At 68.2% G+C, this 25,532-nt stretch carries 19 protein-coding genes and 1 tRNA gene; 7 read left to right on the top strand and 13 right to left on the bottom strand.

What is annotated here, in order from left to right:
* Nucleotides 1-92 precede the first annotated feature (92 nt).
* Both FV226_RS10940 and FV226_RS10935 read left to right on the top strand, forming a co-directional pair.
* Nucleotides 93-3,263: a multidrug efflux RND transporter permease subunit gene (locus FV226_RS10940; protein WP_147762917.1), complete on the top strand. Its 3,171-nt coding sequence runs from the start codon at nucleotides 93-95 to the stop codon at nucleotides 3,261-3,263.
* A gap of 402 nt (nucleotides 3,264-3,665) precedes the next feature.
* A complete protein-coding gene (locus FV226_RS10935) occupies nucleotides 3,666-4,121 on the top strand; it encodes a hypothetical protein (protein WP_147762916.1) in 456 nt (151 codons plus the stop codon).
* 42 nt (nucleotides 4,122-4,163) lie between these two features.
* On the opposite strand, the gene FV226_RS10930 is transcribed toward FV226_RS10935, so the two are convergent.
* Nucleotides 4,164-4,397: a hypothetical protein gene (locus FV226_RS10930; RefSeq protein ID WP_147753003.1), complete on the bottom strand. Its 234-nt coding sequence runs from the start codon at nucleotides 4,395-4,397 to the stop codon at nucleotides 4,164-4,166.
* Between the two features lie 452 nt (nucleotides 4,398-4,849).
* Here FV226_RS10930 and sseA point away from each other — a divergent pair, with 452 nt between their 5' ends.
* The gene (gene sseA / locus FV226_RS10925) at nucleotides 4,850-5,698 is read left to right on the top strand and encodes a 3-mercaptopyruvate sulfurtransferase (protein ID WP_147753001.1); all 849 of its coding nucleotides are present in this window, start codon (nucleotides 4,850-4,852) and stop codon (nucleotides 5,696-5,698) included.
* Between the two features lie 148 nt (nucleotides 5,699-5,846).
* On the top strand, nucleotides 5,847-8,048 hold the full coding sequence (locus tag FV226_RS10920) for a carbohydrate porin (RefSeq protein WP_147762915.1): 2,202 nt from the start codon (nucleotides 5,847-5,849) through the stop codon (nucleotides 8,046-8,048).
* Nucleotides 8,049-8,115: 67 nt separating this feature from the next.
* Here FV226_RS10920 and lipB read toward each other — a convergent pair whose 3' ends face one another.
* Entirely contained in the window at nucleotides 8,116-8,847 is a 732-nt protein-coding gene (lipB, locus tag FV226_RS10915) for a lipoyl(octanoyl) transferase LipB (protein WP_147762914.1), read from the bottom strand.
* A gap of 76 nt (nucleotides 8,848-8,923) precedes the next feature.
* On the opposite strand from lipB, the gene FV226_RS10910 reads away from it, so the two are divergent.
* The 3 genes from FV226_RS10910 to FV226_RS10900 all read left to right on the top strand — a co-directional run bounded on the left by FV226_RS10910 (nucleotide 8,924) and on the right by FV226_RS10900 (nucleotide 10,010).
* Entirely contained in the window at nucleotides 8,924-9,229 is a 306-nt protein-coding gene (locus FV226_RS10910) for a FliM/FliN family flagellar motor switch protein (protein WP_147752998.1), read from the top strand.
* A gap of 188 nt (nucleotides 9,230-9,417) precedes the next feature.
* A tRNA-Leu gene (locus FV226_RS10905) sits at nucleotides 9,418-9,502 on the top strand.
* Between the two features lie 325 nt (nucleotides 9,503-9,827).
* Nucleotides 9,828-10,010 carry a DUF3606 domain-containing protein gene (locus FV226_RS10900; protein WP_147752997.1) on the top strand — a complete coding sequence of 61 codons (183 nt, stop codon included), beginning with the start codon at nucleotides 9,828-9,830 and terminating at the stop codon, nucleotides 10,008-10,010.
* 158 nt (nucleotides 10,011-10,168) lie between these two features.
* Here FV226_RS10900 and FV226_RS10895 read toward each other — a convergent pair whose 3' ends face one another.
* The 11 genes from FV226_RS10895 to secE form a co-directional block, all read right to left on the bottom strand.
* Nucleotides 10,169-10,663 (bottom strand): hypothetical protein, encoded by a 495-nt coding sequence (locus tag FV226_RS10895; RefSeq protein ID WP_147762913.1) that lies wholly within the window; start codon nucleotides 10,661-10,663, stop codon nucleotides 10,169-10,171.
* Nucleotides 10,664-10,776: 113 nt separating this feature from the next.
* A complete protein-coding gene (gene rpoC, locus FV226_RS10890; RefSeq protein WP_147752995.1) occupies nucleotides 10,777-14,988 on the bottom strand; it encodes a DNA-directed RNA polymerase subunit beta' in 4,212 nt (1,403 codons plus the stop codon).
* Between the two features lie 235 nt (nucleotides 14,989-15,223).
* Nucleotides 15,224-19,348: a DNA-directed RNA polymerase subunit beta gene (rpoB, locus tag FV226_RS10885; RefSeq protein ID WP_147752994.1), complete on the bottom strand. Its 4,125-nt coding sequence runs from the start codon at nucleotides 19,346-19,348 to the stop codon at nucleotides 15,224-15,226.
* Nucleotides 19,349-19,614: 266 nt separating this feature from the next.
* Nucleotides 19,615-19,992, bottom strand: a complete 378-nt coding sequence (gene rplL, locus FV226_RS10880) for a 50S ribosomal protein L7/L12 (RefSeq protein WP_147752993.1) — start codon at nucleotides 19,990-19,992, stop codon at nucleotides 19,615-19,617.
* 60 nt (nucleotides 19,993-20,052) lie between these two features.
* On the bottom strand, nucleotides 20,053-20,571 hold the full coding sequence (gene rplJ, locus FV226_RS10875; protein WP_147752992.1) for a 50S ribosomal protein L10: 519 nt from the start codon (nucleotides 20,569-20,571) through the stop codon (nucleotides 20,053-20,055).
* Between the two features lie 518 nt (nucleotides 20,572-21,089).
* Nucleotides 21,090-22,733 carry a B12-binding domain-containing radical SAM protein gene (locus tag FV226_RS10870; RefSeq protein WP_147752991.1) on the bottom strand — a complete coding sequence of 548 codons (1,644 nt, stop codon included), beginning with the start codon at nucleotides 22,731-22,733 and terminating at the stop codon, nucleotides 21,090-21,092.
* Between the two features lie 261 nt (nucleotides 22,734-22,994).
* On the bottom strand, nucleotides 22,995-23,282 hold the full coding sequence (locus FV226_RS10865) for a GIY-YIG nuclease family protein (protein WP_147762912.1): 288 nt from the start codon (nucleotides 23,280-23,282) through the stop codon (nucleotides 22,995-22,997).
* Nucleotides 23,283-23,362: 80 nt separating this feature from the next.
* On the bottom strand, nucleotides 23,363-24,061 hold the full coding sequence (gene rplA / locus FV226_RS10860) for a 50S ribosomal protein L1 (protein ID WP_147762911.1): 699 nt from the start codon (nucleotides 24,059-24,061) through the stop codon (nucleotides 23,363-23,365).
* A 12-nt stretch (nucleotides 24,062-24,073) separates the two neighbouring features.
* Nucleotides 24,074-24,526: a 50S ribosomal protein L11 gene (gene rplK / locus FV226_RS10855; protein ID WP_147752988.1), complete on the bottom strand. Its 453-nt coding sequence runs from the start codon at nucleotides 24,524-24,526 to the stop codon at nucleotides 24,074-24,076.
* Nucleotides 24,527-24,717: 191 nt separating this feature from the next.
* Entirely contained in the window at nucleotides 24,718-25,251 is a 534-nt protein-coding gene (gene nusG / locus FV226_RS10850; RefSeq protein ID WP_147752987.1) for a transcription termination/antitermination protein NusG, read from the bottom strand.
* Nucleotides 25,252-25,311: 60 nt separating this feature from the next.
* Nucleotides 25,312-25,532 (bottom strand): preprotein translocase subunit SecE (gene secE, locus FV226_RS10845; protein WP_246691554.1); only part of this gene is annotated, 221 nt, incomplete at its 5' end.

Raw genomic sequence — 25,532 nt, 5'->3', positions numbered from 1 at the left:
CGGTGAGCAGGGCTCGCCGAGCGACATCGCCGACCGGGGCGCGCTTCGAAGCGCCGCCCCACGAACACCCGACAGGCTGATCCGGAACCTCCATGGCACGCTTCTTCATCGACCGGCCGGTCTTCGCCTGGGTCGTCGCGCTGTTCATCATCCTCGGCGGCGCGCTCTCGCTGCCGCTGCTGCCGGTGGCGCAGTATCCGGTGATCGCGCCGCCGGCGATCGCGCTCTCGACCGCCTATCCCGGCGCCTCGGTGGAGAGCCTCTACACCGGCACGACCCGGCTCATCGAGGACGAGCTGAACGGCGCGGCCAACATCATGAGCTTCGAGTCGACCAGCGACTCGTTCGGCGCCGTCAACATCACCGCCACCTTCCAGCCCGGCACCGACCCGGCGCTGGCCTCCGTCGAGGTGCAGAACCGCCTCAAGCGCGTCGAGGCGCGCCTGCCGGCCGAAGTCCGCCAGCAGGGCATCCTCGTCGAGGAGGCGTCGGCCGCGACGCTGAACATCATCACGCTCGTCTCGACCGACGGGAAGATGGACGAGATCGGCCTGGGCGACTTCCTGATCCGCAACGTCATCAACGAGATCCGCCGCATCCCCGGCGTCGGGCGCGCGACGCTGTACTCGACCGAGCGCAGCCTTCGCATCTGGGTCGACCCGGACAAGCTGCGCGGGCTCTCGCTCACCGCCGAGAACGTGACGGACGCGATCCGCAACCAGAACATCCAGGTGGCCTCGGGCGCCGTCGGCGCGCAGCCGAGCCCCTACAGCCAGGCGATCACCGCGCCGATCATCGTCAAGGGCCAGCTCGCATCGGTGGACGACTTCGGCGCGATCGTGCTGCGCGCCAACTCCGACGGCTCGAACGTGCGCCTGCGCGACGTCGCGCGGATCGAACTCGGCGGCGACGCCTACCAGTTCTCGACCCGCCTCAACGGCGGCCAGGCCGCGGGCATCTCGGTGACGCTGGCCCCCGACGGCAACGCGCTGGAGACGGCCGGCGCCATCCGCAAGAAGATGGAGGAGCTGTCGCAGTTCTTCCCGCCGGGCCTGAAGTGGGACATCCCCTACGACATCACGCCCGCGGTGAAGGCCTCGATCGAGAAGGTGCTGCACACCCTCGTGGAGGCGGTGGTTCTGGTCTTCGTGGTGATGTTCCTGTTCCTGCAGAACATCCGCTACACCCTGATTCCGACCATCGTCGTGCCGATCGCCCTGATGGGCACCTGCTGCACGATGCTGCTCGCAGGCTTCTCCATCAACGTGCTGACGATGTTCGGCATGGTGCTGGCCATCGGCATCCTCGTCGACGACGCCATCGTCGTGGTCGAGAACGTCGAGCGCATCATGACCGAGGAAGGCCTGTCGCCGAAGGACGCGACCAAGAAGGCGATGGACCAGATCACCGGGGCGATCATCGGCATCACCCTGGTGCTGATCGCGGTGTTCATCCCGATGGCGTTCTTCCCCGGTTCGGTCGGCATCATCTACCGTCAGTTCTCGATCGCGATGGTGACCTCGATCGCCTTCTCGGCGGTGCTCGCGCTCTCGCTGACGCCGGCGCTGTGCGCGACCCTGCTGAAGCCGGTCGAGAAGGGCCACGGCCATGCCAAGGGCGGCGTGTTCGGCTGGTTCAACCGGATCGTCGACCGCGAGACCAAGCGCTACGGCCGCGGCACCGCGTGGTTCATCAAGAAGTCCGGCCGGGTGATGATCGTCTACCTGGCGCTGGTGGCCGGCGTCGCCTTCGCCTTCGCGCGGCTGCCCGAAGGCTTCCTGCCGCTGGAGGACCAGGGCTTCTTCACCGTCGACATCCAGACCCCCCCCGGAGCCTCGTTCAACCGGACGCAGGCCGCCGTGCGCAAGGTCGAGGAGCATCTGCTGGCGCAGCCCGGCGTCGCCACGGTGACGATGCTGAACGGCTTCTCGTTCTCCGGCCAGGGCTCGAACACCAGCCAGGCCTTCGTGACGCTCAAGCCCTGGGACGAGCGCGACGCGGCGAATTCCGCTTCGGCGCTGGTGGCGGGAACCAACAAGGCTCTGTCGGGCTATCGCGACGCGATCGTCGACGCGCAGGAGCCGCCGCCGGTGGACAACCTCGGCAACGCGGCCGGCTTCTCGTTCCGCCTGCAGGACCGGGCGCAGAAGGGCTACTCGGCGCTGCTCGCCGCACAGGAACAGCTCCTCAAGCTCGCGATGCAGAGCCCGGTGCTGCAGAAGATGAAGATCGAGGGCCTGCCGCCGGCGCCCGAGGCCGAACTGGTCATCGACCGCGAGAAGGCGGCGGCGCTCGGCGTGAAGTTCGAGGACATCAACGCGACGATCCAGGTCAACCTCGGCTCGGTCTACACCAACGACTTCCCGAACCGGGGCAAGATGCAGCGCGTGATCGTCCAGTCGGAGGATCTGCAGCGGATGCAGGCGACCGACATCCTGAACTACGGGGTGAAGAACGCATCGGGCACCATGGTGCCGATGTCCTCCTTCGCCGACCTGAAATGGAGCGTCGGGCCGCAGCAGATCGTCGGCTTCAACGGCTACCAGTCGGTGCGCATCACCGGCGAGCCCAACCCCGGCTACACCTCGGGCGACGCGATCAACGAGATGGAGCGGCTGATGGGCCAACTGCCCAAGGGCTTCGGCTACACCTGGACCGGCCAGTCGCTGCAGGAGAAGCAGGCCGGCTCCCAGGCTTCGATGCTGCTCGCGCTCTCGGTGCTGATCGTGTTCCTGTGCCTGGCCGCGCTCTACGAGAGCTGGGCGATCCCGTTCTCGGTGCTGCTGGTGATCCCGCTCGGCGTCATCGGCTCGGTGGCGGCGGTGTACCTGCGCGGCCTGCCCAACGACGTCTACTTCAAGATCGGGCTGATCACGATCATCGGCCTCTCGGCCAAGAACGCGATCCTGATCGTGGAGTTCGCCAAGGACCTCTGGAAACCGGGCACCTCGATCGTGGACGCGACGATCGAGGCGGCGACGCTGCGGTTCCGCCCGATCGTGATGACTTCGCTCGCCTTCATCTTCGGCGTGGTGCCGCTCGCCATCGCCGCCGGCGCCGCCTCCAAGAGCCAGCAGGCGATCGGCACCGGCGTGATGGGCGGCATGATCTCGGCGACCGTGCTGGCGGTGTTCTTCGTGCCGGTGTTCTTCGTCGTCGTGATGCGTCTGTTCCGCCGCAAGGACGTGCTCGCCGGCGAGACGGCGGAGGCCGCGACCCCGGCGGCGCGGGCGCCGGGCGGGCACGGCGTGCCCGCGGAGTAGCAACGGCCCTTGGGGCGTGGCGGCGCCGGTCGCACGCCGCCCCGCGGCGACGATCCTCGTGGACGCTGCGGCAGGATTTCGTTAAGATTTCCATCGAGGCAGGCTGCGTCGGTCGCGCCGCCGTGGCCATCCGCCAGGGAGTGCGCGATGTCGATCGGTGCCGGTGGAATTCTCGGGGCGACGCTGATGCTGGGCTTGGCGCTCGGTCCCAGCGCCGCCTTGGCGCAGGCCTCTCCTCAAGGCGCCTGGACCGACCCGCCGGCGCGCAGCGCCGCCCCCGCCGCGTCAGGCCCCGCTGCCGCGAGCCCTATTGCTGCAAGCTCTCCGGCTCCCGTGAAGGAGCCGGCTCCGGCGACAGTAAGCGCGAGCCGTCCGGCGGAGGGCCAGTCCACATCGAGAAGCGTGGACACGAAACGTACGGAGACCGCGAGCAAGGCCAGCGCGCCGGCACGCGTCCGCCAAGCCGCGAAGCCGCCACGCCAGCCGATGCGCGAAGCGCGGCGCGCGCGTCCCCAGGTCGTCGCAGAGGTGCCGCGTGCGCGGATCGCCACGCCGCGCCTCGTCGAGCGACGGGATGCGAGGCCGGTGATGCGCCGGGTGGGCACGCGGGCCTACACGCCGCGGACCTTCGCGGCGGCGCCGCCCTACCCCTACGCGCCGTTGCCGGTCGGGCGGGTGGCCGGGCCGGCGGACGGCGAGCGCAACCCGATCTTCGCGGAAGGGGACGACCGCACGCGCCGCATCGCGGCGGCGCAGGCCGCGGGATACCTCGTCGTCCGCGCCCGATCGGTACAATACCCGGATGGCCGGATGCTGCGCAGCTATCGGCCCTACGACGAGGAGGACGGGCTCGATTGAAGCCCGTCTCGCGGTCGCCAGGTCACGGGCGTAGGGACCCGCTCAGCGGATGCGGCCGGGTCGGGTCGGCTCAAACACGATGCGGCGGTGGAATGCGCACCAGCTCTTTCCGTCGGCCACGGGCGCGCCGCAGCACACCGCGCGATCGTTCGGCTCGCCGATGATGAACTTGCAGACGAAGGCGCCCGATTGCGCGAACGGCACGCGCAGCTCGGCCGACGGCTCTTTGACGGTCTCGGCTTCGCCGATCTGGGACATGCGGACGAGTTGGTTCATCGCACTGAAAGCTCGCGGAATCTCATGCTGGCGCAAAAGGCCGCCCGGCAGGGGAATGGTGAGAGAACGCCGTCCCGTATCGAGCGATCCTGCAACGCACGGTGATCCGTGGCGGTGAGACGTCCGGTCCATACGGGTCCGGCGAAAACGCCGGCACGACGGTGTCATGGTGTTGTTATAACTGGTCTTGTTCCCCGCGGAAACAAGACCGCCCCGCGTATCTTGCAACGGCGCACAGCCTTCAGGGTCTGACGGATGCACAAGCCTGCGGGGTTGCAGCGGGACGGTCGACTTGCTGTGCGGCATCGCGCCGGCTCGGATCTCCAGGCTGCGGCGGCTTCGCGGGCAGACGCGCCTTCCCAGACTTGGACCGCCCGACCGGGGCGTGCATCCGCCTCCACCCTGTGATTGACTGGTGCCGACACCGCCCGCAACGACTGACCGGACGCATCATGGCCGACACCGCGCTCGTCTCGACCGAATGGCTGCACCAGCGCCTCGATGCGCCCGACATCGTCGTGCTCGACGCCTCCTGGTACCTGCCCGCCGCCGGGCGCGACCCCGAGGCCGAGTATCGCGCCGCCCACATCCCCGGCGCGGTCCGCTTCGACATCGACGCGATGAGCGACACCGAATCCGGGCTGCCGCACATGATGCCGCGCCCGGAGGCGTTCGCCTCGCGGATGCGGGCGCTCGGCGTCGGCGACGGCATGCACATCGTGGTCTACGACGGGCACGGGCTGTTCTCGGCGCCCCGGGTCTGGTGGATGCTGCGCACCTTCGGCGTGCGCGACGTCTGCGTCCTCGACGGCGGGCTGCCGGCCTGGATCGCGGCCGGCTACCCGACCGAGGAGGGCGAGCCGCGGGTCCGCGACCGGCGCCATTTCTCCGCCCGGCTCGACCACGGCGCGGTCGCCGACGCGGCCGACGTCGCGCGGGCGCTGGCCGGCGGCACCGCCCAGGTGGTCGACGCCCGCTCCGCGCCCCGCTTCCGCGGCGAGGAGGCCGAGCCCCGTCCCGGCGTCCGCCCCGGGCACATGCCGGGCGCCCGGAACCTGCATTACGCCGCGCTGCTGGCCGACGGGCATCTCAAGGCGCCGGACGCGCTCCGCGCGGTGTTCGCCGAAAACGGGATCGACCCCGACCGCCCGGTCGTCACCACCTGCGGCTCCGGCGTCACCGCGGCGATCGTCGCCCTGGCGCTGGAGCAGATCGGCCGCCCGGCCCGCGCCCTCTACGACGGCTCCTGGTCGGAATGGGGCGCCGACCCGAGCCGCCCGGTCGCGACCGGCCCCGCCTGAGCCCGTCGCCCGGCGTCATCGTCGTGTCGTCGATCCCGGGGCATTTTTGCAACGTCGCCGAGAGGAACACCCGGGCCGGCAAAGGCAGGATTGCCGCGATTATAGCCTTTGCTATACCGCAGTTCGGAACGTGCGGGGGACCAGGGCGATGCGGCACCGGAACAGGGCGGACGGCATCGGGTCGCGGGGCGTCGCCGTCCGTGGCGCGGCACGTCTGATCGAGACACGTCTGATCGAGGCCTGCCTGATCGAGGCCTGCCTGATCGGGGCCTGCCTGATCGGGGCCTGCCTGCTGCCGGGACATGCCGCCGGAGCCGACCTCGCCGTCGCGCGCGCGGCCTCCCCCGCGCCCGCCTTCGTCGACTGGTCGGGCGGCTATGTCGGGCTCGAGGGCAGCGCCGGCGGCTCGTTCGGCGCCCTCGGCTTCGGGCCGACCACGATCGGCGGCCGCCCCATTCCAGCCTTCAAGACCGGCGACGCCACGGGTCGTGCCGACCGCAGCCGCGAGGCGACCACCGCCGTCGGCGGCGTGTTCGGCGGCTGGAACTGGCAGGCCGGCCCCTGGGTCTACGGGCTCGAGGCGGACATCGCCGGCGCCAACCTCAAGCGCCCGGTCGGCTCGACCGCGGCCGGCTTCGGCTACGAAGGGTTCGACCCGGTCTTCGACGTGATCCGCGCCAAGACCGACCTCTACGGCGTCGTGCGTGGGCGGCTCGGCGTCGCCTTCGAGCGCGCGCTGGTCTACGCCACCTTCGGCCTCGCCGGCGCCGAGACGCGCTTCCTCGCCACCTACCCGGACCGCGCCGGCGGCCCCACCGCGACGGCGCGGACCGACCGGGGCACGCTCGGCTTCACCCTCGGGGCCGGCGTCCAGTACGCGATCACCGAGCACCTCGCCCTCGGCCTCGACTATCGCTACATCGACCTCGGCGGCACCGGCCGCCTCGACCTCGGCGCGGTGCCCGGCCTCGGCCCGGTCTCGACCCGGGCGTCTTTCACGTCGAACCAGATGCTGGCGCGGCTGTCGTGGTATCCGGCCGGCCTGCGGCTGCCGCCCGAGCCCGACGAGGCGGCCCCGCACGATCCCGACAACGGCGACACCGGCCGCTTCTCGCTCCACGGCCAGACCACCTTCATCAACCAGGGCGTGAGCGGGTTCCGCTCGCCCTATCTCGGCCCGAACAGCCTGGTGCCGCGCCAAGCCCAGGCGACCACGACGGCGACCGCCTTCGTCGGCTTCAAGCTGCTGGAGGGCACCGAGCTCTACTACAACCCGGAATTCAGCCAGGGCTTCGGCCTGTCGCGGACGCTCGGCGTCGCCGGCTTCGTCAACGGCGAGGCGCAGAAGGCCGGCGCGCCGTTCCCGAAGCTGCGCTCGAACCGCTACTTCGTGCGGCAGACCTTCGGCCTCGGCGGCGAGACCGAGGACGTGCCCGACGGCCCGAACCAGGTCGCGACCCGCCGCGACGTCGAGCGGATCACCGTGGTCGCCGGCAAGTTCGCGCTGGGCGACTTCTTCGACGGCAACGTCTACGCCCACGACCCCCGCGTCGACTTCATGAACTGGTCGCTCTGGGCGGCCTCGGCCTGGGACTTCCCGGCCAACCTCCCCGGCTTCACGCAAGGCGTCTACGTCGAATACAACCGCGCCGAATTCGCAATCCGCGCCGCCTACACGCAGGTGCCCAAGGAGCCGTCGAACGACGTGCTCGACCCGCGGGTGTTCGACCGCCAGGGCGCCAACATCGAGTTCGAGGGGCGCTACGTCCTGCCCGCGCTCGAGCAACCGGGCCGCGTGCGGATCGGCTTCTTCTCGAACCAGGGCAACACCGCCAACTACCGGCAGGTCGTGGCGCTGACGCGATCGGGGGTGTTCGACGACGTCAACGACGCGGTCGCAGCCACCCGCCGCCCGCGGCGCAAGACCGGCGGCTACGTCAACCTCGAGCAGGCGGTCACGGCCGACCTCGGCGTGTTCGCCCGCGTCAGCCTGTCGGACGGGCGCAACGAGAGCCTGTCCTTCACCGACGTCGACCGGAGCGCGTCGGGCGGCGTCTCGCTGAAGGGGACCGCCTGGGGCCGGTCGGGCGACACCGTCGGCCTCGGCGCCACCGTGAACGGCCTCACGGAGGCCCACCAGGCCTACTTCGCCACCGGCGGCCTCGGCCTGCTGATCGGCGACGGGCGCCTGAACTACGCCCCCGAGCGGGCGCTCGAAGCCTACTACGCCATCGGCCTGACCAAGACCGTGACCCTGACCTTCGACTACCAGCGGGTGATCAACCCCGGCTACAACCGCGACCGGGGTCCTGCGGACTTTTTCGCCACCCGGCTGCACGCCGACTTCTGAGGGGTTCGCGCGGGCGCATCCCCGTCACGCGAGCCGGCCTCCACCGCGCCCGGGAATGCCCTGACGGCTACTCCGCCTCGTCCACGGTTTCGCCGAACACCGCCTCGAACCCGGCCCGCAGCTGCATGTCGACCTCGGGCATCGCGACGACGCGGCCGAGGTCGGCCAGGCTCGTCACCCCGTGGCCGCGGATGCCGCAGGGGACGATGCCGGAGAAATCCGCGAGATCCGGCTCGACGTTGAGGCTGATCCCGTGGAAGCTGACCCAGCGCCGCACGCGGATGCCGATCGCGGCGATCTTGTCCTCCACGGCGTCTCCGTTCTCCCGGCCCTTCTCCGGCCGCCGCACCCAGACGCCGACGCGGTCCTCGCGGCGTTCGGCCCGGACGTTGAAGGCGTCGAGGGTCGCGATGATCCAGGCCTCCAGGGCGGCCACGTAGGCGCGCAGGTCCGTGCGGCGGCGGTTGAGGTCGAGCATCACGTAGGCCACCCGCTGGCCGGGGCCGTGATAGGTGTACTGCCCGCCCCGCCCCGTCCGGTGCACCGGCAGCCGCGCCGGCGCCACGAGGTCGGCCTCGCGGGCCGAGGTGCCGGCGGTGTAGAGCGCCGGGTGCTCCAGCAGCCAGACGCATTCGGGCGCGAGCCCGCGCGCGATCGCGTCGGCCCGGGCCTCCATCCACGCCACCGCCGCGTCGTACCCGACAAGTGCGTCGCTGATCCGCCACGCCACCGGCGGAGAGCCTGCCCGCGGCAGGAACGTGTCGGGCGCGATCGCGAGACGGTGCGCGGCGTTTACCAAGGCTTCACCCTCTTTCGGGAATGCTCTCCTCCCACCGGTCCGTGCCGGTGGCAAGGCGTATGGGAGCGGTGGGCGCGTGGCGGTTCTGGAAGACCTCAAGGTCGATCTGACGGTGGTGCTCGGGCGCTGCCGCATGCCGCTGCACATGCTGCTGCGCATGGGACGCGGCGCGGTGATCGAACTGGAGGCGACCGAGACCGACCTCGTCGAGATCCTCGCCAACGACCACCCCGTCGCCCGCGGCCAGATCGTCGTGACCGGCAACCGCATCTCGATCGAGGTCACGGAGCTGATCCGCAAGGCGGATTCGGTGCGGATCCCCGGCGTCACCATCGGCGACGGCGCCGTGCCGTTCCTCGAAAGCCGCATGGAACCGGCCTGATCCAAGGCCCCGGCGAGGATTTGCCGGACCCTGCCGCGGAATTGCCGAGCCACGTTTCGGAATTGCTTGGCCGCAGCGCTTGTCGGATCGGGATCGATCTGGTATCCGCTGCGCCGCTCACCCGAGACGCCGGCCGCCGCAGCGGACCCGGATTTCGGAAAAGCGAACGGGACCCGACGGGTGCCGATGCGGCCATGGCGGAATTGGTAGACGCGCTAGCTTGAGGTGCTAGTCCTGCAAGGGGTGGAGGTTCGAGTCCTCTTGGCCGCACCAACGTTCTTCGATGTCGGACATCGAGACGTAGGTGCATGAAAACGGGTTTTGGGCGGCCGCGCTTCTCGATGGCGGCGCTCCCAGCGGTTCTTACGCGAACCCGACTTCGAGAGAGACGCGGATGGCGCGGTCTCTCGCTTCCGAAACACCAGATGTTTGGACGATCGCGCGCTCGGGTACTATTCGGGCAGCGAACGCTTTGCGCACGCAATGCCCAGCCTGCTGCGCGACATCGGCGAACGATCTTGGCTCCCGTATCCCCTGCCCGCTTGCTCTATGCTGAACCAGGCGCGGTTTCGGCGCGGACATTCTTTCGAAGGCGACCATGGCAGGGCTGAAGGACAAGCGCGGCTTCATCGACAAGGACCGGCTCGACCTCTCCGAGCGGAAGGCGGTCGAGTACTGGATGAAGCGCTGGGGCGTGACGCAGGACCAGCTCACCACGGCGCACCGCAAGGCCGGCCGCATGATCAAGGACATCGCGACCGAGCTCGGAAAGAAGCGCTGAGCGAGCTGACGCTCGTAGGCAAGCTTCGGCCAAGAGGCGGCGGATCAAAAAGTACGGGTCGTGGGCGTGCGGGGACGTGTTTCCGGGCGTGACGCACCCGTTTGGCGGCCAAGCTAGTCTACCACCGCTGCCGCCCCGGGCGGCTCTGAAGGCCGGTGTCAGCCTTCGCTGTCGCGGTTGAGGCCCAGAGCCTTCATCAGGTCGCCGATCGGGTCGCCCTGGGCCGCCCTGCCCGGCTGTGCGGTCGAGGCGACCGGGGTTGCGGCCTGCTCCGCGACCCGTGCCGTCGCCGGCTGGCTGCGCGGCGTGGAGGCGATCGGCCGGCGGGCGTGGACGTGCTCGGCCTTGCGCACCGGACGCGCCTCGGCCTGATCCTCGACGCTCGACAGGCTCGCCGTCATCGCGATCGGCAGGAGGGTGAAGGAGGCTGGGCGCACCAGGGCCGCCTCCACCACCGGCGCCGTGCGGGCCGGCGGGTCGTTCCAGGCCGTCGCCGCCTCGGCGATCGCGACGACAGAGTGTCCGCGACGCGTCTCGAAGGCCGGATCACGCGGATGCAGCACATGTGCGGCCGTGATCAATCCCGTGACGAGCGCGGCGGTCGTGAGGATTGTGGACTTGACGTGTTCCATGATCTCAGAACGAACGGCCAAGGTCATGGTTCCGCTTGCGCGGAATCCTCCGTTTCAGCCCGCAGCGCCCGACCCTGAAACGAAAAGGGCGGCCCACCGGGCCGCCCTTTCGCATGTCGTGGAGCGCTTGCGGCCTACTCGGCAGCAGCCGAGGGCAGCTCGCCCAGCGGGCGGGCGCCGCTGTCGGACGCCTTCTGCTGGAGGATCATGCTGTCGCGGCGGCGTGCCACCGCGCGGATGTCGGCCACCATCGAGCCGGTGCCCGCCGGAATGAGCGAGCCGACGATGACGTTCTCCTTAAGGCCTTCGAGGTGATCGACCTTGCCGTTGACCGCCGCCTCTGTGAGGACGCGAGTGGTCTCCTGGAACGAGGCCGCCGAGATGAACGACTTCGTCTGCAGCGAGGCCTTGGTGATGCCGAGCAGGACGGGGACGCCCTGGACCGGCTTCTTGCCCTCGGCGAGCAGCTTCTCGTTGACCTCGGTCAGCTCCGTGCGGTCGATCTGGTCGCCCGCCAGGATGTCCGAGTCGCCGCCATCGGTGATCTCGACCTTCTGCAGCATCTGCCGGACGATGACCTCGATGTGCTTGTCGTTGATCGACACGCCCTGGAGCCGGTAGACCTCCTGGATCTCGTTGACGAGGTAAGCCGCAAGCTCCTCCACGCCCTTGATCGCCAGGATGTCGTGCGGCGCCGGGTTGCCGTCGACGATGTAGTCGCCGAGCTCGACCACGTCCCCGTCCTGAAGGTGGATGTGCTTGCCCTTCGGGATCAGGTACTCGACCGTCTCCGAGCCGTCATGCGGCGTCAGCGACAAGCGGCGCTTGTTCTTGTAGTCGCGCCCGAAGGCGATGGTGCCCGACTTCTCGGCGATGATCGCCGCGTCCTTCGGGCGCCGCGCCTCGAACAGCTCCGCCACCCGCGGCAGACCGCCGGTGATGTCGCGGGTCTTGGCCGAGTCGGTGGAGACGCGGGCGAGGATGTCACCGGCCTTCACCGAGCCGCCCGGGTCGTAGCCGATGATGGCGTCGACCGGGAGGAAGTAGCGGGCGTCCGAGCCGCGCGGCAGCTTGACCGGCTTGCCCTCGGAATCGACGACCACCATCGCCGGCTTGAGGTCCGAGGTGCGCGCCGAGCCGCGCCAGTCGATGACGACGCGCTTGGCGATGCCGGTCGACTCGTCGGTGGTCTCGGTGATCGACTGGCCGTCGACCATGTCCTCGTACATCACGACGCCGTCCGTCTCGGTGATGATCGGACGGGTGTAGGGGTCCCACTCGGCGATGCGCTGGCCGCGCTTCACCTTGTCGCCGTCATCGACGCGCAGGCGCGCGCCGTACTGCAGGCGGTGCACCGCCCGCTCCGTGCCGTCGGAGCCGACGACCACCACGGCCACGTTGCGGCCGGTGGCGATCAGGTCGCCGTCCGAGTTCTTAGCAATCGCGCGGTTGCGGATCTTGATCGTGCCTTCGAAGCTCGACTCGATGAAGGACGAATCCGCGATCTGCGCCGCGCCGCCGATGTGGAAGGTGCGCATGGTGAGCTGGGTGCCCGGCTCGCCGATCGACTGCGCCGCGATGACGCCGACGGCCTCGCCCATGTTGACGGGCGTGCCGCGGGCCAGATCCCGGCCGTAGCAGGTGGCGCAGACGCCCTGACGGGTCTGGCACACCAGCACCGAGCGGATCTTCACCTCCTGGATCCCGGCCGCCTGGATGGCGGGCAGGTGACGCTCCTCGATGGTCTCGCCGGTCTTGACGATGACCGTGCCGTCCTGGGCGACCAGGTCCTCCGCCGTGGCGCGGCCGAGGATGCGGATCGCCAGCGTGGCGACGACTTGGCCGGCATCGATGATGGCGCGCATCTTGATGCCGTTGGTCGTGCCGCAATCGACCTCGCGGATGACCGCGTCCTGGGCCACGTCGACGAGACGACGGGTCAGGTAGCCCGAGTTGGCGGTCTTCAACGCCGTGTCCGCGAGGCCCTTGCGGGCGCCGTGGGTGGAGTTGAAGTACTCGAGCACGTCGAGGCCTTCCTTGAAGTTTGAGATGATCGGCGTCTCGATGATCTCGCCCGAGGGCTTGGCCATCAGGCCACGCATGGCGGCGAGCTGCTTCATCTGCGCCGGCGAACCGCGCGCACCGGAGTGGCTCATCATGTAGATCGAGTTGATCTGCTTGTCGGCGCCGTCCTCGTCCTTCTGGACGGTCGAGATCCGGAGCATCATCTCGGCGGCGAGCTTGTCCGAGCACTTGGCCCAGGCATCGACCACCTTGTTGTACTTCTCGCCCTGAGTGATCAGGCCGTCGTTGTACTGCTGCTCGTAGTCCTTCACCAGCGTGCGCGTGGTGTCGACGATGGTCCACTTGTTCTCGGGCACGACCATGTCGTCCTTGCCGAACGAGATGCCGGCCTTGAACGCATGGTTGAAGCCGAGCGCCATGATGCGATCGCAGAAGATCACCGACTCCTTCTGACCGCAGTGGCGGTAGACGGTGTCGATCATCGACGAGATCTCCTTCTTGGTCATCAGCTTGTTGACGACGTCGAAGGGCACCTTGGCGTGCAGCGGCAGCGCGCCGGACAGGATCACCCGGCCGGGCGTGGTGTCGTAGGTCTTGGTAAGCGGCTGGCCGTCGGGGCCGATGCCCTTCCAGCGCCACTTGATCTTCGAGTGCAGCTTCACGGACTTCGCGGCGAGCGCGTGCTCGAGCTCGCCCATGTCGCCGTAGACGCCCTGCATCGGGTTGGTCTTGTGGTCGGGCTGGAACGCGCCGACCAAGCCCTCGCCGACGATGGAGAGGTAGTACAGGCCGAGCACGATATCCTGCGAGGGCACGATGATCGGCTGGCCGTTGGCCGGGTGCAGGATGTTGTTGGTCGACATCATCAGGACGCGCGCCTCCAGCTGAGCCTCGAGGCTCAGGGGAACGTGCACGGCCATCTGGTCGCCGTCGAAGTCGGCGTTGAACGCGGCGCAGACCAGCGGGTGCAGCTGGATCGCCTTGCCCTCGATCAGCTTCGGCTCGAACGCCTGAATGCCGAGACGGTGGAGCGTCGGCGCGCGGTTGAGCATCACGGGATGCTCGCGGATCACCTCATCGAGGATGTCCCAGACCTCGGGCTTCTCCTTCTCGACGAGCTTCTTCGCCTGCTTGACGGTGGCCGAGAAGCCCTTGGCGTCGAGGCGCGCGTAGATGAAGGGCTTGAACAGCTCGAGCGCCATCTTCTTCGGCAGGCCGCACTGGTGCAGCTTCAGCTCGGGGCCGACCACGATGACCGAGCGACCGGAGTAGTCGACGCGCTTGCCGAGCAGGTTCTGGCGGAAGCGGCCCTGCTTGCCCTTGAGCATGTCGGCGAGCGACTTCAGCGGACGCTTGTTGGCGCCGGTGATGACCCGGCCGCGGCGGCCGTTGTCGAACAGCGCGTCGACGGCCTCCTGCAGCATCCGCTTCTCGTTGCGGATGATGATGTCGGGCGCGCGAAGCTCGATCAGCCGCTTGAGGCGGTTGTTGCGGTTGATCACGCGGCGGTAGAGGTCGTTCAGGTCCGACGTGGCGAAGCGGCCGCCGTCGAGCGGAACCAGCGGACGCAGGTCCGGCGGGATCACGGGGACGACGGTCAGGATCATCCACTCGGGCTTGTTGCCCGACATCTGAAACGCCTCGATGATCTTGAGGCGCTTCAAGAGCTTCTTGGGCTTCAGCTCGGAGGTGGTGGTCGCGATCTCCTCGCGCAGCGCGTCGGCGATGCCGTCGAGGTCGAGCTCCTGGAGGATCCGGCGGATCGCCTCGGCGCCGATCATCGCCGTGAACGAATCCTCGCCGTACTCCTCCTGGGCGCGCAGGTACTCCTCCTCCGACAGGAGCTGACGCTCCTTGAGGGGGGTGAGGCCCGGCTCGATGACGCAGTAGGACTCGAAGTAGAGAATCCGCTCGAGGTCCTTGAGCGGCATGTCGAGCAGCAGGCCGATGCGGCTCGGCAGCGACTTCAGGAACCAGATGTGGGCGACGGGGGCGGCGAGCTCGATATGGCCCATGCGGTCGCGCCGGACGCGCGCGAGGGTGACCTCGACGCCGCACTTCTCGCAGATGACGCCCTTGTACTTCATGCGCTTGTACTTGCCGCACAAGCACTCGTAGTCCTTGATCGGCCCGAAGATGCGGGCGCAGAACAGGCCGTCACGCTCCGGCTTGAACGTCCGGTAGTTGATCGTCTCGGGCTTCTTGATCTCGCCGTAAGACCACGAGAGGATCTTTTCGGGGCTGGAGATTGAGATCTTGATCTGGTCGAAGCTCTGGGGCTGAGCCTGCTGGTTGAAAAGGTTCATGACCTCTTGGTTCATGATCCGCTCCTTGCTTGACGGGAACGCGCGCCCTGCGCCGGCGCCGTCCGCGTCTTGAAATCAACTCGGCGCCGCGCCCGTCGGGGCGCCGCTGGCCGTCGGCCCGTCCGGAGGCTCCGCCCCTCCCCGCTCGAACCGTGCCGGCATCGCTGCCGGCACGGGAGGTGTCGTGTCCTTCGTGGTCCGCATCGTCTTCACGCGAACCGGCTTCCACTTCGCTCGACGAGGCGTCCGATTACTCGGCCGCGTCGGCGGGCGGCTCGAGGGCGTCGTTGGCGGCCTTCTTGGACGAGGTCAGCTCGACGTTGAGACCGAGCGACCGCATCTCCTTCACCAGCACGTTGAAGCTCTCGGGAATGCCGGCCTCGAAGGTGTCGTCGCCGCGGACGATCGCCTCGTAGACCTTGGTGCGGCCGGCCACGTCGTCCGACTTCACCGTGAGCATCTCCTGCAGCGTGTAGGCCGCACCGTAGGCCTCCAGCGCCCAGACCTCCATCTCGCCGAAGCGCTGCCCGCCGAACTGCGCCTTTCCGCCGAGCGGCTGCTGGGTGACCAGCGAGTACGGGCCGATCGAGCGCGCGTGGATCTTGTCGTCCACGAGGTGGTGGAGCTTCAGCATGTAGATGTAGCCCATCGTCACCTTGCGGTCGAAGGGCTCGCCGGTGCGCCCGTCATAGAGCGTCGACTGCGCCGAGCGGTCGAGGCCGGCCATCTCCAGCATGGTCTCGATGTCGGCTTCCTTGGCGCCGTTGAACACCGGGGTCGCCATCGGCACGCCGCGGCGCACGTTGTTGGCGGCCTCGGCCATGTCCTCGTCCGACAGGCCTTCCAGCTCCGACGGGGAGTAGATCGCCTGCATCTCGGCCCGCAGCGGCTCGATGTCCTGGCTCTTCAGGTAGGCGTCGACCGCCTTGCCGACCTTGCGGCCGAGGCCGGCCGCGGCCCAGCCGAGGTGGGTCTCGAGGATCTGGCCGACGTTCATGCGCGAGGGCACGCCGAGCGGGTTGAGCACGATGTCGGCGTGGGTCCCGTCCTCGAGGAACGGCATGTCTTCGATCGGTACGATCCGCGAGACCACGCCCTTGTTGCCGTGGCGGCCGGCCATCTTGTCGCCCGGCTGGATCTTGCGCTTCACCGCGACGAAGACCTTGACCATCTTCATCACGCCGGGGGGCAACTCGTCGCCGCGCTGCAGCTTCTCGACCTTGTCGAGGAAGCGCTGCTCGAGGCGCTTCTTCGACTCGTCGTACTGCTTCTGCATCGCCTCCATCTCGGTCATGAGACGGTCCTCGACGACGGCGAACTGCCACCATTGCGAGCGCGGGTACTCGTTGATGAGCTCACGCGTCAGCGTGGTCTCCTTCTTGAACCCCTTCGGGCCGGCGATCGGCGCCTGGCCGATCAGCACGCCGGAGAGGCGGGCGTAGGTGTTGCGGTCGAGGATCGCCTGCTCGTCGTCGCGGTCCTTGGCGAGGCGCTCGATCTCCTCGCGCTCGATCGCCTGGGCGCGCTCGTCCTTGTCGACGCCGTGGCGGTTGAACACCCGGACCTCGACGATCGTGCCGGTCACGCCCGGGGGAACCCGGAGCGACGTGTCGCGCACGTCGGACGCCTTCTCGCCGAAGATGGCGCGAAGGAGTTTCTCCTCCGGCGTCATCGGGCTCTCGCCCTTCGGGGTGATCTTGCCGACGAGGATGTCGCCCGCATGCACCTCGGCGCCGATGTAGACGATGCCGGCCTCGTCGAGGTTCTTGAGTGCCTCCTCCGAGACGTTCGGGATGTCGCGGGTGATCTCCTCCGGACCCAGCTTGGTGTCGCGGGCCATCACCTCGAATTCCTCGATATGGATCGAGGTGAACACGTCATCCTTCACGATCCGCTCGGAAAGCAGGATCGAGTCCTCGAAGTTGTACCCGTTCCACGGCATGAACGCGACGAGGACGTTGCGGCCGAGCGCGAGCTCGCCGAACTCGGTGGACGGGCCGTCGGCGATGATCTCGCCCTTCTTCACCGGCTCTCCGACGCGGACCAGCGGCTTCTGCGTGATGCAGGTCGACTGGTTGGAGCGCTGGAACTTCTGCAGGCGGTAGATGTCGACGCCGGGCTTGGTGGCGTCGGCCTCCTCGGTGGCCCGGATGACGATACGGGTGGCGTCCACCTGATCAACGATGCCGGAGCGGCGAGCGGCGATGGCGGCGCCCGAGTCGCGGGCGACCACGGCCTCCATGCCGGTGCCGACGAACGGCGCGTCGGCGCGGACCAGCGGCACGGCCTGCCGCTGCATGTTCGAGCCCATCAGCGCGCGGTTGGCGTCGTCGTTCTCGAGGAACGGGATCAGCGCCGCGGCCACCGACACGAGCTGCTTCGGCGACACGTCCATCAGGTCGACGCGCTCGGGGCCGACGACGATCACGTCGCCGGCGCGGCGGCAGACCACCAGCTCCTCGGTGAGCTTCTTGTTCTCGTCCATCTGCGCGTTGGCCTGGGCGACGTAGTACTTCGCCTCCTCCATCGCGGAGAGGTACGAGACCTCGTTGGTGACGACGCCGTCCTTGACCCGACGGAACGGGGTCTCGATGAAGCCGTACTTGTTCACGCGCGCGAAGGTGGCGAGTGAGTTGATCAGGCCGATGTTCGGGCCTTCCGGCGTCTCGATCGGGCAGATGCGGCCGTAGTGGGTCGGGTGCACGTCGCGCACCTCGAAGCCGGCGCGCTCGCGGGTCAGGCCGCCCGGGCCAAGCGCCGAGAGGCGGCGCTTGTGCGTCACCTCGGAGAGCGGGTTGGTCTGGTCCATGAACTGGGACAGCTGCGACGAGCCGAAGAACTCGCGCACCGCGGCCGCCGCGGGCTTCGCGTTGATGAGGTCCTGCGGCATCACCGTGTCGATGTCGACCTGGCTCATGCGCTCGCGGATGGCGCGCTCCATGCGGAGCAGGCCGAGGCGGTACTGGTTCTCCATCAGCTCGCCGACCGACCGGACGCGGCGGTTGCCGAGGTGGTCGATGTCGTCGATCTCGCCCTTGCCGTCGCGCAGCTCCACGAGCGCCATGACGACCGACAGCATGTCCTCCTTGCGGAGGGTGCGGACGGTGTCCTCGGCATCGAGGTCAAGGCGCATGTTCATCTTCACGCGGCCGACGGCGGACAGGTCGTAGCGCTCGCTGTCGAAGAACAGCGAGTGGAACATCGCTTCCGCCGTCTCCAGCGTCGGCGGCTCGCCCGGGCGCATGACGCGGTAGATGTCGAACAGCGCGCCCTCGCGAGCGGAGTTCTTGTCCACGGCCAACGTGTTGCGGATGTAGGGGCCGATGTTGACGTGGTCGATGTCGAGCACCGGGATCTCGGCGACGCCGACCTCTTCCAGCGCCTTGAGCAGCTTCTCGGAGATCTCCTCGCCGGCCTCGGCCCAGATCTCGCCGGTCTTCACGTCGACGAGGTCCTCGGCGACGTACTGGCCGACCAGGTCCTCGTCGGTCGCCTTGAGGAACTTGGTGCCCTTCTCGGCGATCTGGCGGGCGTTGCGGGCGTTCAGCTTCTTACCGGTTTCGAGCACGACCTCGCCGGAATCGGCGTCGATCATGTCGACCGAGGCCTTGAAGCCCTTCAGCCGCTCGGCGTCGAACGGCACGCGCCAGTCGGCGCCGTCCCGGTCGTAGACGACCTTGTTGTAGAAGGTGGACAGGATCTCCTCGCCCGACAGGCCGAGCGCATAGAGCAGCGACGTCACCGGCAGCTTGCGCTTCCGGTCGATGCGGACGTGCACGATGTCCTTGGCGTCGAACTCGACGTCGAGCCAGGAGCCGCGATACGGGATGATGCGGGCGGCGAACAGCAGCTTGCCCGACGAGTGGGTCTTGCCCTTGTCGTGGTCGAAGAACACGCCCGGCGAGCGGTGCATCTGCGAGACGATGACGCGCTCGGTGCCGTTGACGATGAAGGTGCCGTTCTCCGTCATCAGGGGCATGTCGCCCATGTAGACGTCCTGCTCCTTGATGTCCTTGACCGACTTCGCCGCCGTGTCGGGATCGACATCGAACACGATCAGCCGCAGGGTCACCTTCAGCGGGGCCGCGAAGGTGATGCCGCGCTGGCGGCACTCGTCGACGTCGTACTTCGGCTGCTCGAAGGTGTAGCGCACGAACTCGAGCAGCGCCGTCGAGGAGAAGTCCGAGATCGGGAATACGCCCCGGAACACGCTCTGCAGGCCCTCGTCGCCGCGACCGCCCTCGGGCTCGTGCATCATCAGGAACTGGTCGTAGGACGCCTTCTGAACCTCGATGAGGTTCGGCATCTCGGCGACTTCCTTGATCTTGCCGAAGAACTTCCGAATGCGCTTGCGACCGACCAGCGTATTGGCCATGTGACCTCGCTCCACCATCTTCGCGTCCTGGTCGCCCGGGGAAGTTTTTCCAACTCCCGCACCGGGCCATGGCTCGCGTCCCGCCGGACCGCGCCACCCGAATCGACTGTTCCCAGCGGCTTGTCCCAAGCCGAAACCCGTTCCAGGGTTCGCCGGCCGCTTGAAGCGGCCTCAGCCCGCGGGTGCGAACACCCGCGGGCTGCGGTCACGGCCGACTCCCGAGAGAGCCGCCGTGGGTGACGGGCCGGGTGCGGCCCGTCGTCGACTTACTTGAGCTCGACCTTGGCGCCGGCCTTCTCGAGCTGCGCCTTGAGCTTCTCGCCCTCGTCCTTGGTGACGGACTCCTTGACGGCCTTCGGGGCCGCCTCGACGAGGTCCTTGGCTTCCTTGAGGCCGAGGCCGGTGATCGCGCGGACCTCCTTGATGACCTCGATCTTCTTGTCGCCGACGGCGGCGAGCATGACCGTGAACTCGGTCTGCTCCTCGACGGCGGCGGCGCCCGCACCGGCGGCCGGGCCGGCGGCCACGGCGACGGCGGCGGCAGCCGAGACGCCCCACTTCTCTTCGAGCATCTTGGCGAGGTCGGCGGCCTCGAGAACGGTCAGCGACGACAGGTCGTCAACGAGCTTGGCAAGATCAGCCATGGTGATGATCCTCTAACGATATCGGTGTGAAGGGATGGGTTTGAAAGGGGTGAACGACCGTCAGGCCGCTTCGTCCTTGATGGCATAGGCTCCGAATACGCGGGCGAGCTTGGCCGCCGGCGCGTTGACGACCTGAGCGATCTTGGTCGCGGGAGCCTGGACGAGGCCCACGATCTTGGCGCGCAGTTCGTCGAGGGACGGAAGCGAGGCGAGGGCCTTCACGCCGTCCGGGTTCAGAGCGGTCGCACCCATGGCGCCGCCGAGGATCACGAGCTTGTCGTTTGCCTTGGCGAAATCCACTGCCACCTTGGCGGCCGCGACCGGATCGCTCGAATAGGCGAGCAGGGTCGGGCCCTTCAGGAGGGGCTTGATGGAGGCGACGTCCGTGCCATCGAGAGCGATGCTGGCGAGGCTGTTCTTCGCGACCTGCACGGTGGCGCCGGCCAGCTTCATCTGCGAACGCAGCTTCTGCATCTCGGCGACCGTGAGGCCTTTGTAGTGGGCCACGACGACGACGGCGCTCTTTGCGAACACGCCGTTGAGCGTCGAGACGAGATCAGCTTTTGCTGTCCTGTCCACTGGGGCTCTCTCCGGTTTGAGCGGAACCCGAGAATGGGTCCGCCGGTTGCACGTGCCGCCCGGGACGGAACTTCGACCTTGGTTAAGCCGAAAACGTCCTGGACGACGCTTCACGGCCCTGTCCCCCGGTGCCGCCCCCGCGAGGGGTGCGATGCCTAAGGGCTGAGATGGTTCAAACCGATGCCTTCACGCCGTCCCTCATCGGTCGGGCGCTTCGAAACTGCGGTCTTCCCCGTCTGTGCAGGCTTTGCGGATTAAGCCGGCGAACCGGCACCTGCAGTCTCGGACAGGACATAGCCGGACACGGCCTTCAGAGGTTTTCACCCCTTAGGTCCTGCCGGCCATCGACGCCCGGTCACCCAGGCGGCGTCTCGATACGGAGCCCGCCCGGGCGGACGGGCTCCATCAACAAACATGAAAATTGCGTGGAGCGCGGTGTATAGAGCGAAGCAAGCGCCCTGCCAAGTGCCGAAACGCGACTTTTCCGACGTGGTCGCGCCGCGCCGGCCGTCGCGGCCCTAGGCCGCCTCGCGCTCCGGCACGAAGCGCTTGCGCGCGTTCTCCCACCACGAGCGCTGCCGCGCGGCCTCCGTCTCGGCGGCCTTGGCCGCGTAGAACGAGGCGTTGTGCTCGCCGCGCAGGGCCTCGCGGGTGAAGCGGATCAGGTGGTGGGCGACGAAGCCCATGTTGAACACCGCCTCGATCTGCCCGCGCTTCAGGGCGTAGCCGGCCGCCGACCAGAACGGCCGCCGGTAGTCGGAGAAGATGCCGACCCGGGTGATGATGTTGAACCCGAGGATCAGCCCGCGGCGTAGGTTGGTGAAGGTGAGCTTGCCCTTGGTCGGCGTCTTGATCCGGTGGGGATAGGTCGTCGCGCACTGGTGCTTGAAGCGCTCGAAGATCTTTTCCGGCTCGTAGGCGTGCGCGATGGCCCGGCGCCAGCTCGACACCACGGTGTCGTGCGGACGCTTGAACAGCACGTTCGATTCGAGGCTGGCGTCGTGGAGCAGCCGCCCCTCCTTCTCGAGCCGGTCCCAGAGCGGAGTCTTCGGCAGCGCCTGGAGAATGTTGATCGTCAGGACGGGGATGCCCGACTTGTCGATGAAGTCGATCAGGTACTGCTCGGAAGCGTCCGATTCGGTGTCGAGGCCGAGGATGATGCCCGAGGTCACTTCGAGCCCGTAGGAGTTGAGCGTCTCGATCGCGCCGTACATCGGCACGGCGGCGTTGTGGGTCTTGTCGATGCCCTTGAGCGCGTCCTCCTCCGGCGTCTCGATGCCGACGAACACGGTCATGAAGTTCGCCTGGCGCATCAGCTCGAGGATCTCGGGCTGCTTGGCCATGTTCAGGGTCGCCTCGCAGGCGAACTGGAGCGGGTAGTCGTTCTTCTTCTGCCACGCCACCAGGTGCGGGAGCATGTCCCGCGTCGCCTTGCGGTTGGCGATGAAGTTGTCGTCGACGAAGTAGACCACCGCCGGGTGGCCGGGCTGGCTGATGATCGCGTCGAGCTCGGCGCACATCTGCTCGGCGCTCTTCAGCCGCGGCTGGCGCCCGTAGAGCTGCGGGATGTCGCAGAACTCGCAGCGGTACGGACAGCCCGACGAGAATTGCAGCGAGCCGATCAGGTAGCGCTTCAACGGAGCCGCCTCGTAGGCCGGCGCCGGGAAGTCGGAGAGCGGCAGCCGCTCCTTCGTCTCGAGCCGAACCTGGGCCGAGGGGCGCGTCAGGTCGCGGTCGAGGATCGATACCAGCTCGTCCGTGGCGTCGCCGATCTCGCCCATGTGGAGGTAGTCGAAGTCTGGGTACTTCTCCGGGGCGCCCGAGACCGAGGGGCCGCCGAGCACCGTCACCTTGCCGGCGGCGTGCGCACGCTTGGCGATCTCGTGGATCTGCGGCTCCTGGATGTGCATGCCCGACACGAACACCGCGTCGGCCCAGGCGAACTCCTCAGGCGTGGCGCGCTTGATGTTCTCGTCGACGAACCGGCACTCCCAGCCTTCCGGCATGTAGGCCGAGATCAGCAGGAGCCCCTGCGGCGGCATGAAGGCCTTCACGCCGCCCATCAACGGGTAGGCGTGGGAGAACGTCCCGAAGGACGGCGTGTAGGCGGGGAAGACGCATAGGATGCGTCGCTTGGTCTGTACGGGGAGGGTGCATCGCATGCCGTCTATTTAGCACAGGCACGGGCGATGGCGCCCCCCTTCGCTGCGGCAATCTGCATCGTGATGGCGGGTATGGAGCCGCTCCGCGGCGCTTCTCGTGCTGGGGCCCGGCTCGCCTTTCGCTGACGCTTCAGGCGTCCGGGAAAACGGCGAGGGTTTGCTGCCAGGGTCGAGTCATGCGCACCCGATTTCCCGGACGGGTGAAGCGAAGCGGAACCCGATCCGGGACCCAGCATGGAAAGCGCCGCGCAGCGGCTCTGGCTACTGATTGAGATCGAGATACAGATCACGCCAATCCGGGTTCATCGCCTCGATCAGCGCCAGCTTCCAGGCTCGCCGCCAGCGCTTGATCGCGTACTCACGAATCCGAGCGTCGATGATGCGCGGATGATCCTCGGACCAGACCAGCATCACGACGCCGTAGGTCTTGGTGAAGCCGGGCGTCACTGCAGGCCGATGCTCCCAGACGCGTCGTGCGAGATCCGTCGTGGAACCGGTATAGAGCGTTCCGTTCCGCTGGCTGGCCAGGATGTCGACGTGAGACGTCATCGGTGGCCCGCAGCGGGAGGACTCAAACGAAAAACGCCCGGCCGCAGGGGCCGGGCGCTTCGTCGTTCGTGCGGGACGGATCAGGCGCCGAGGACGGAGCCCGGCTCGACCTTCACGCCCGGGCCCATCGTCGAGGTGACGGCGATGCGCTGGATGTAGGTGCCCTTGGAGCCGGCGGGCTTGGCCTTGGCCACCGCGTCGGCGAACGCCTTGATGTTCTCGACGAGCTTCTGCTCGTCGAACGAGACCTTGCCGATGCCGGCGTGGACGATGCCCGCCTTCTCGACGCGGAACTCGACCGAGCCGCCCTTGGCGCCGGCGACCGCGGACTTCACGTCCATGGTGACGGTGCCGACCTTCGGGTTCGGCATCAGGCCGCGGGGGCCGAGCACCTTACCGAGGCGACCGACGAGCGGCATCATGTCCGGGGTGGCGATGCAGCGATCGAAGTCGATCTTGCCGCCCTGGACGATCTCGAGGAGGTCCTCGGCGCCGACGATGTCGGCGCCGGCCGCGCGGGCGTCGTCCGCCTTGGCGCCGCGGGCGAACACCGCCACCCGCACCGTCCGGCCGGAGCCGTTGGGCAGGTTGCAGACGCCGCGGACCATCTGGTCGGCGTGGCGCGGGTCGACGCCGAGGTTCATCGAGACCTCGACGGTCTCGTCGAACTTGGCGTTGGCCTTGGCCTTCACCATCGCGACCGCCTCGGCGATGCCATAGAGCTTGGTCGGGTCGATGCCCTCGCGGGCGGCGCGGATGCGCTTGCCTTCGTGTGCCATGGTGCCCTCCCCTTACGCGGTGACTTCGAGGCCCATGGCCCGCGCGGAGCCACGGATCATCGCGACGGCGGCGTCCACCGAGTCGCAGTTCAGGTCGGGCATCTTCTTCTCGGCGATCTCGCGAAGCTGCGCCTCGGAGACCTTGCCGACGTTGGAGCCGGGTTTGCCGGGGGTCTTGGAGCCCGAGGCCGGCTTCTTGCCGATCTTCAGGCCCGCGGCCTTCTTCAGGAAGAAGGTGACCGGCGGCTGCTTCATCTCGAAGGTGAAGCTGCGATCCTGATAAGCCGTGATCACGACCGGGATCGGGGTCCCCTTCTCGATCTGCGCGGTCTTCGCATTGAAGGCCTTGCAGAATTCCATGATGTTGAGGCCGCGCTGACCGAGCGCGGGACCGATCGGCGGCGACGGGTTGGCGGCGCCGGCCGGGACTTGAAGCTTCACGTAGCCCGTGATCTTCTTCGCCATGGGACTGCTCCCAAATGATTGCGCGCCGCCGGGCTGCCTGAGGCTCGGTCGGACGGGCGGTTGCAGGTCGCGGTGCGGACCGTGGACCCCGGCGGCGAACCGGGCGGGCCTTCCGCGTGTGATCGGCGAAGTTCGAGCTGCGGGGAGAAGGGTCGCCCCTGCCCTCTCCGCCGCTCTCCGTCCGCTCTACGTCAGGCCTTCTCGACCTGGGCGTATTCGAGTTCCACCGGGGTGGCGCGGCCGAAGATCGACACGGCGACCTTCAGGCGCGAGCGGCTCTCGTCGACTTCCTCGACGGTGCCGTTGAACGAGGCGAAGGGACCGTCAGCGACGCGGACCGTCTCGCCGATCTCGAAGGAGATCGAGGGCTTGGGACGATCGACGCCCTCGGCGACCTGGCCCTTGATCCGCTCGGCTTCCGAATCCGGGATCGGTACCGGCTTCGACTTGTCAGCGCCGAGGAAGCCCGTGACCTTCGGGGTGTTCTTGATCAGGTGGTAGACCTCGTCGGTGAGGTCGCACTTCACCAGCACGTAGCCGGGGAAGAACTTCCGCTCCGCGTCGACCTTGCGCCCGCGGCGGACCTCGACGACCTTCTCGGTCGGGACCATCACCTCCTCGAAGAGGTCCATGAGCCCACGCTGGGCTGCCTGATCCTTGATGGACTGGGCGACCTTGTTCTCGAAATTCGAGTAGGCGTGGACGATGTACCAGCGCTTCGACACGGTTCTGATCGACTCCTGAGCGTTCGCGGCGGGCCGGGGCCCGAGGCGGTGTGTGTTGTCCTAGAGACCCAGGATCAGGCCGACGAAGTAGCGCAGGCCCTGATCCACCACCGTGAAGAACAGGCTCGCAACCACCACCATCACGAACACCATGATCGTGGTGACCGTGGTCTCCTTGCGGGTCGGCCACGTGACCTTGCGGCCCTCGTCGCGTACCTGCCCGAGGAACTCCAGCGGGCCGACGCGCTTCGGCGCGGGCCGGGCGGGCCTTCCGCGTGTGA

The sequence above is a fragment of the Methylobacterium sp. WL12 genome (assembly GCF_008039475.1).
Taxonomy (GTDB): Bacteria; Pseudomonadota; Alphaproteobacteria; order Rhizobiales; family Beijerinckiaceae; genus Methylobacterium; species Methylobacterium cerastii.
This window is presented reverse-complemented; position numbering and strand designations above follow the sequence as displayed.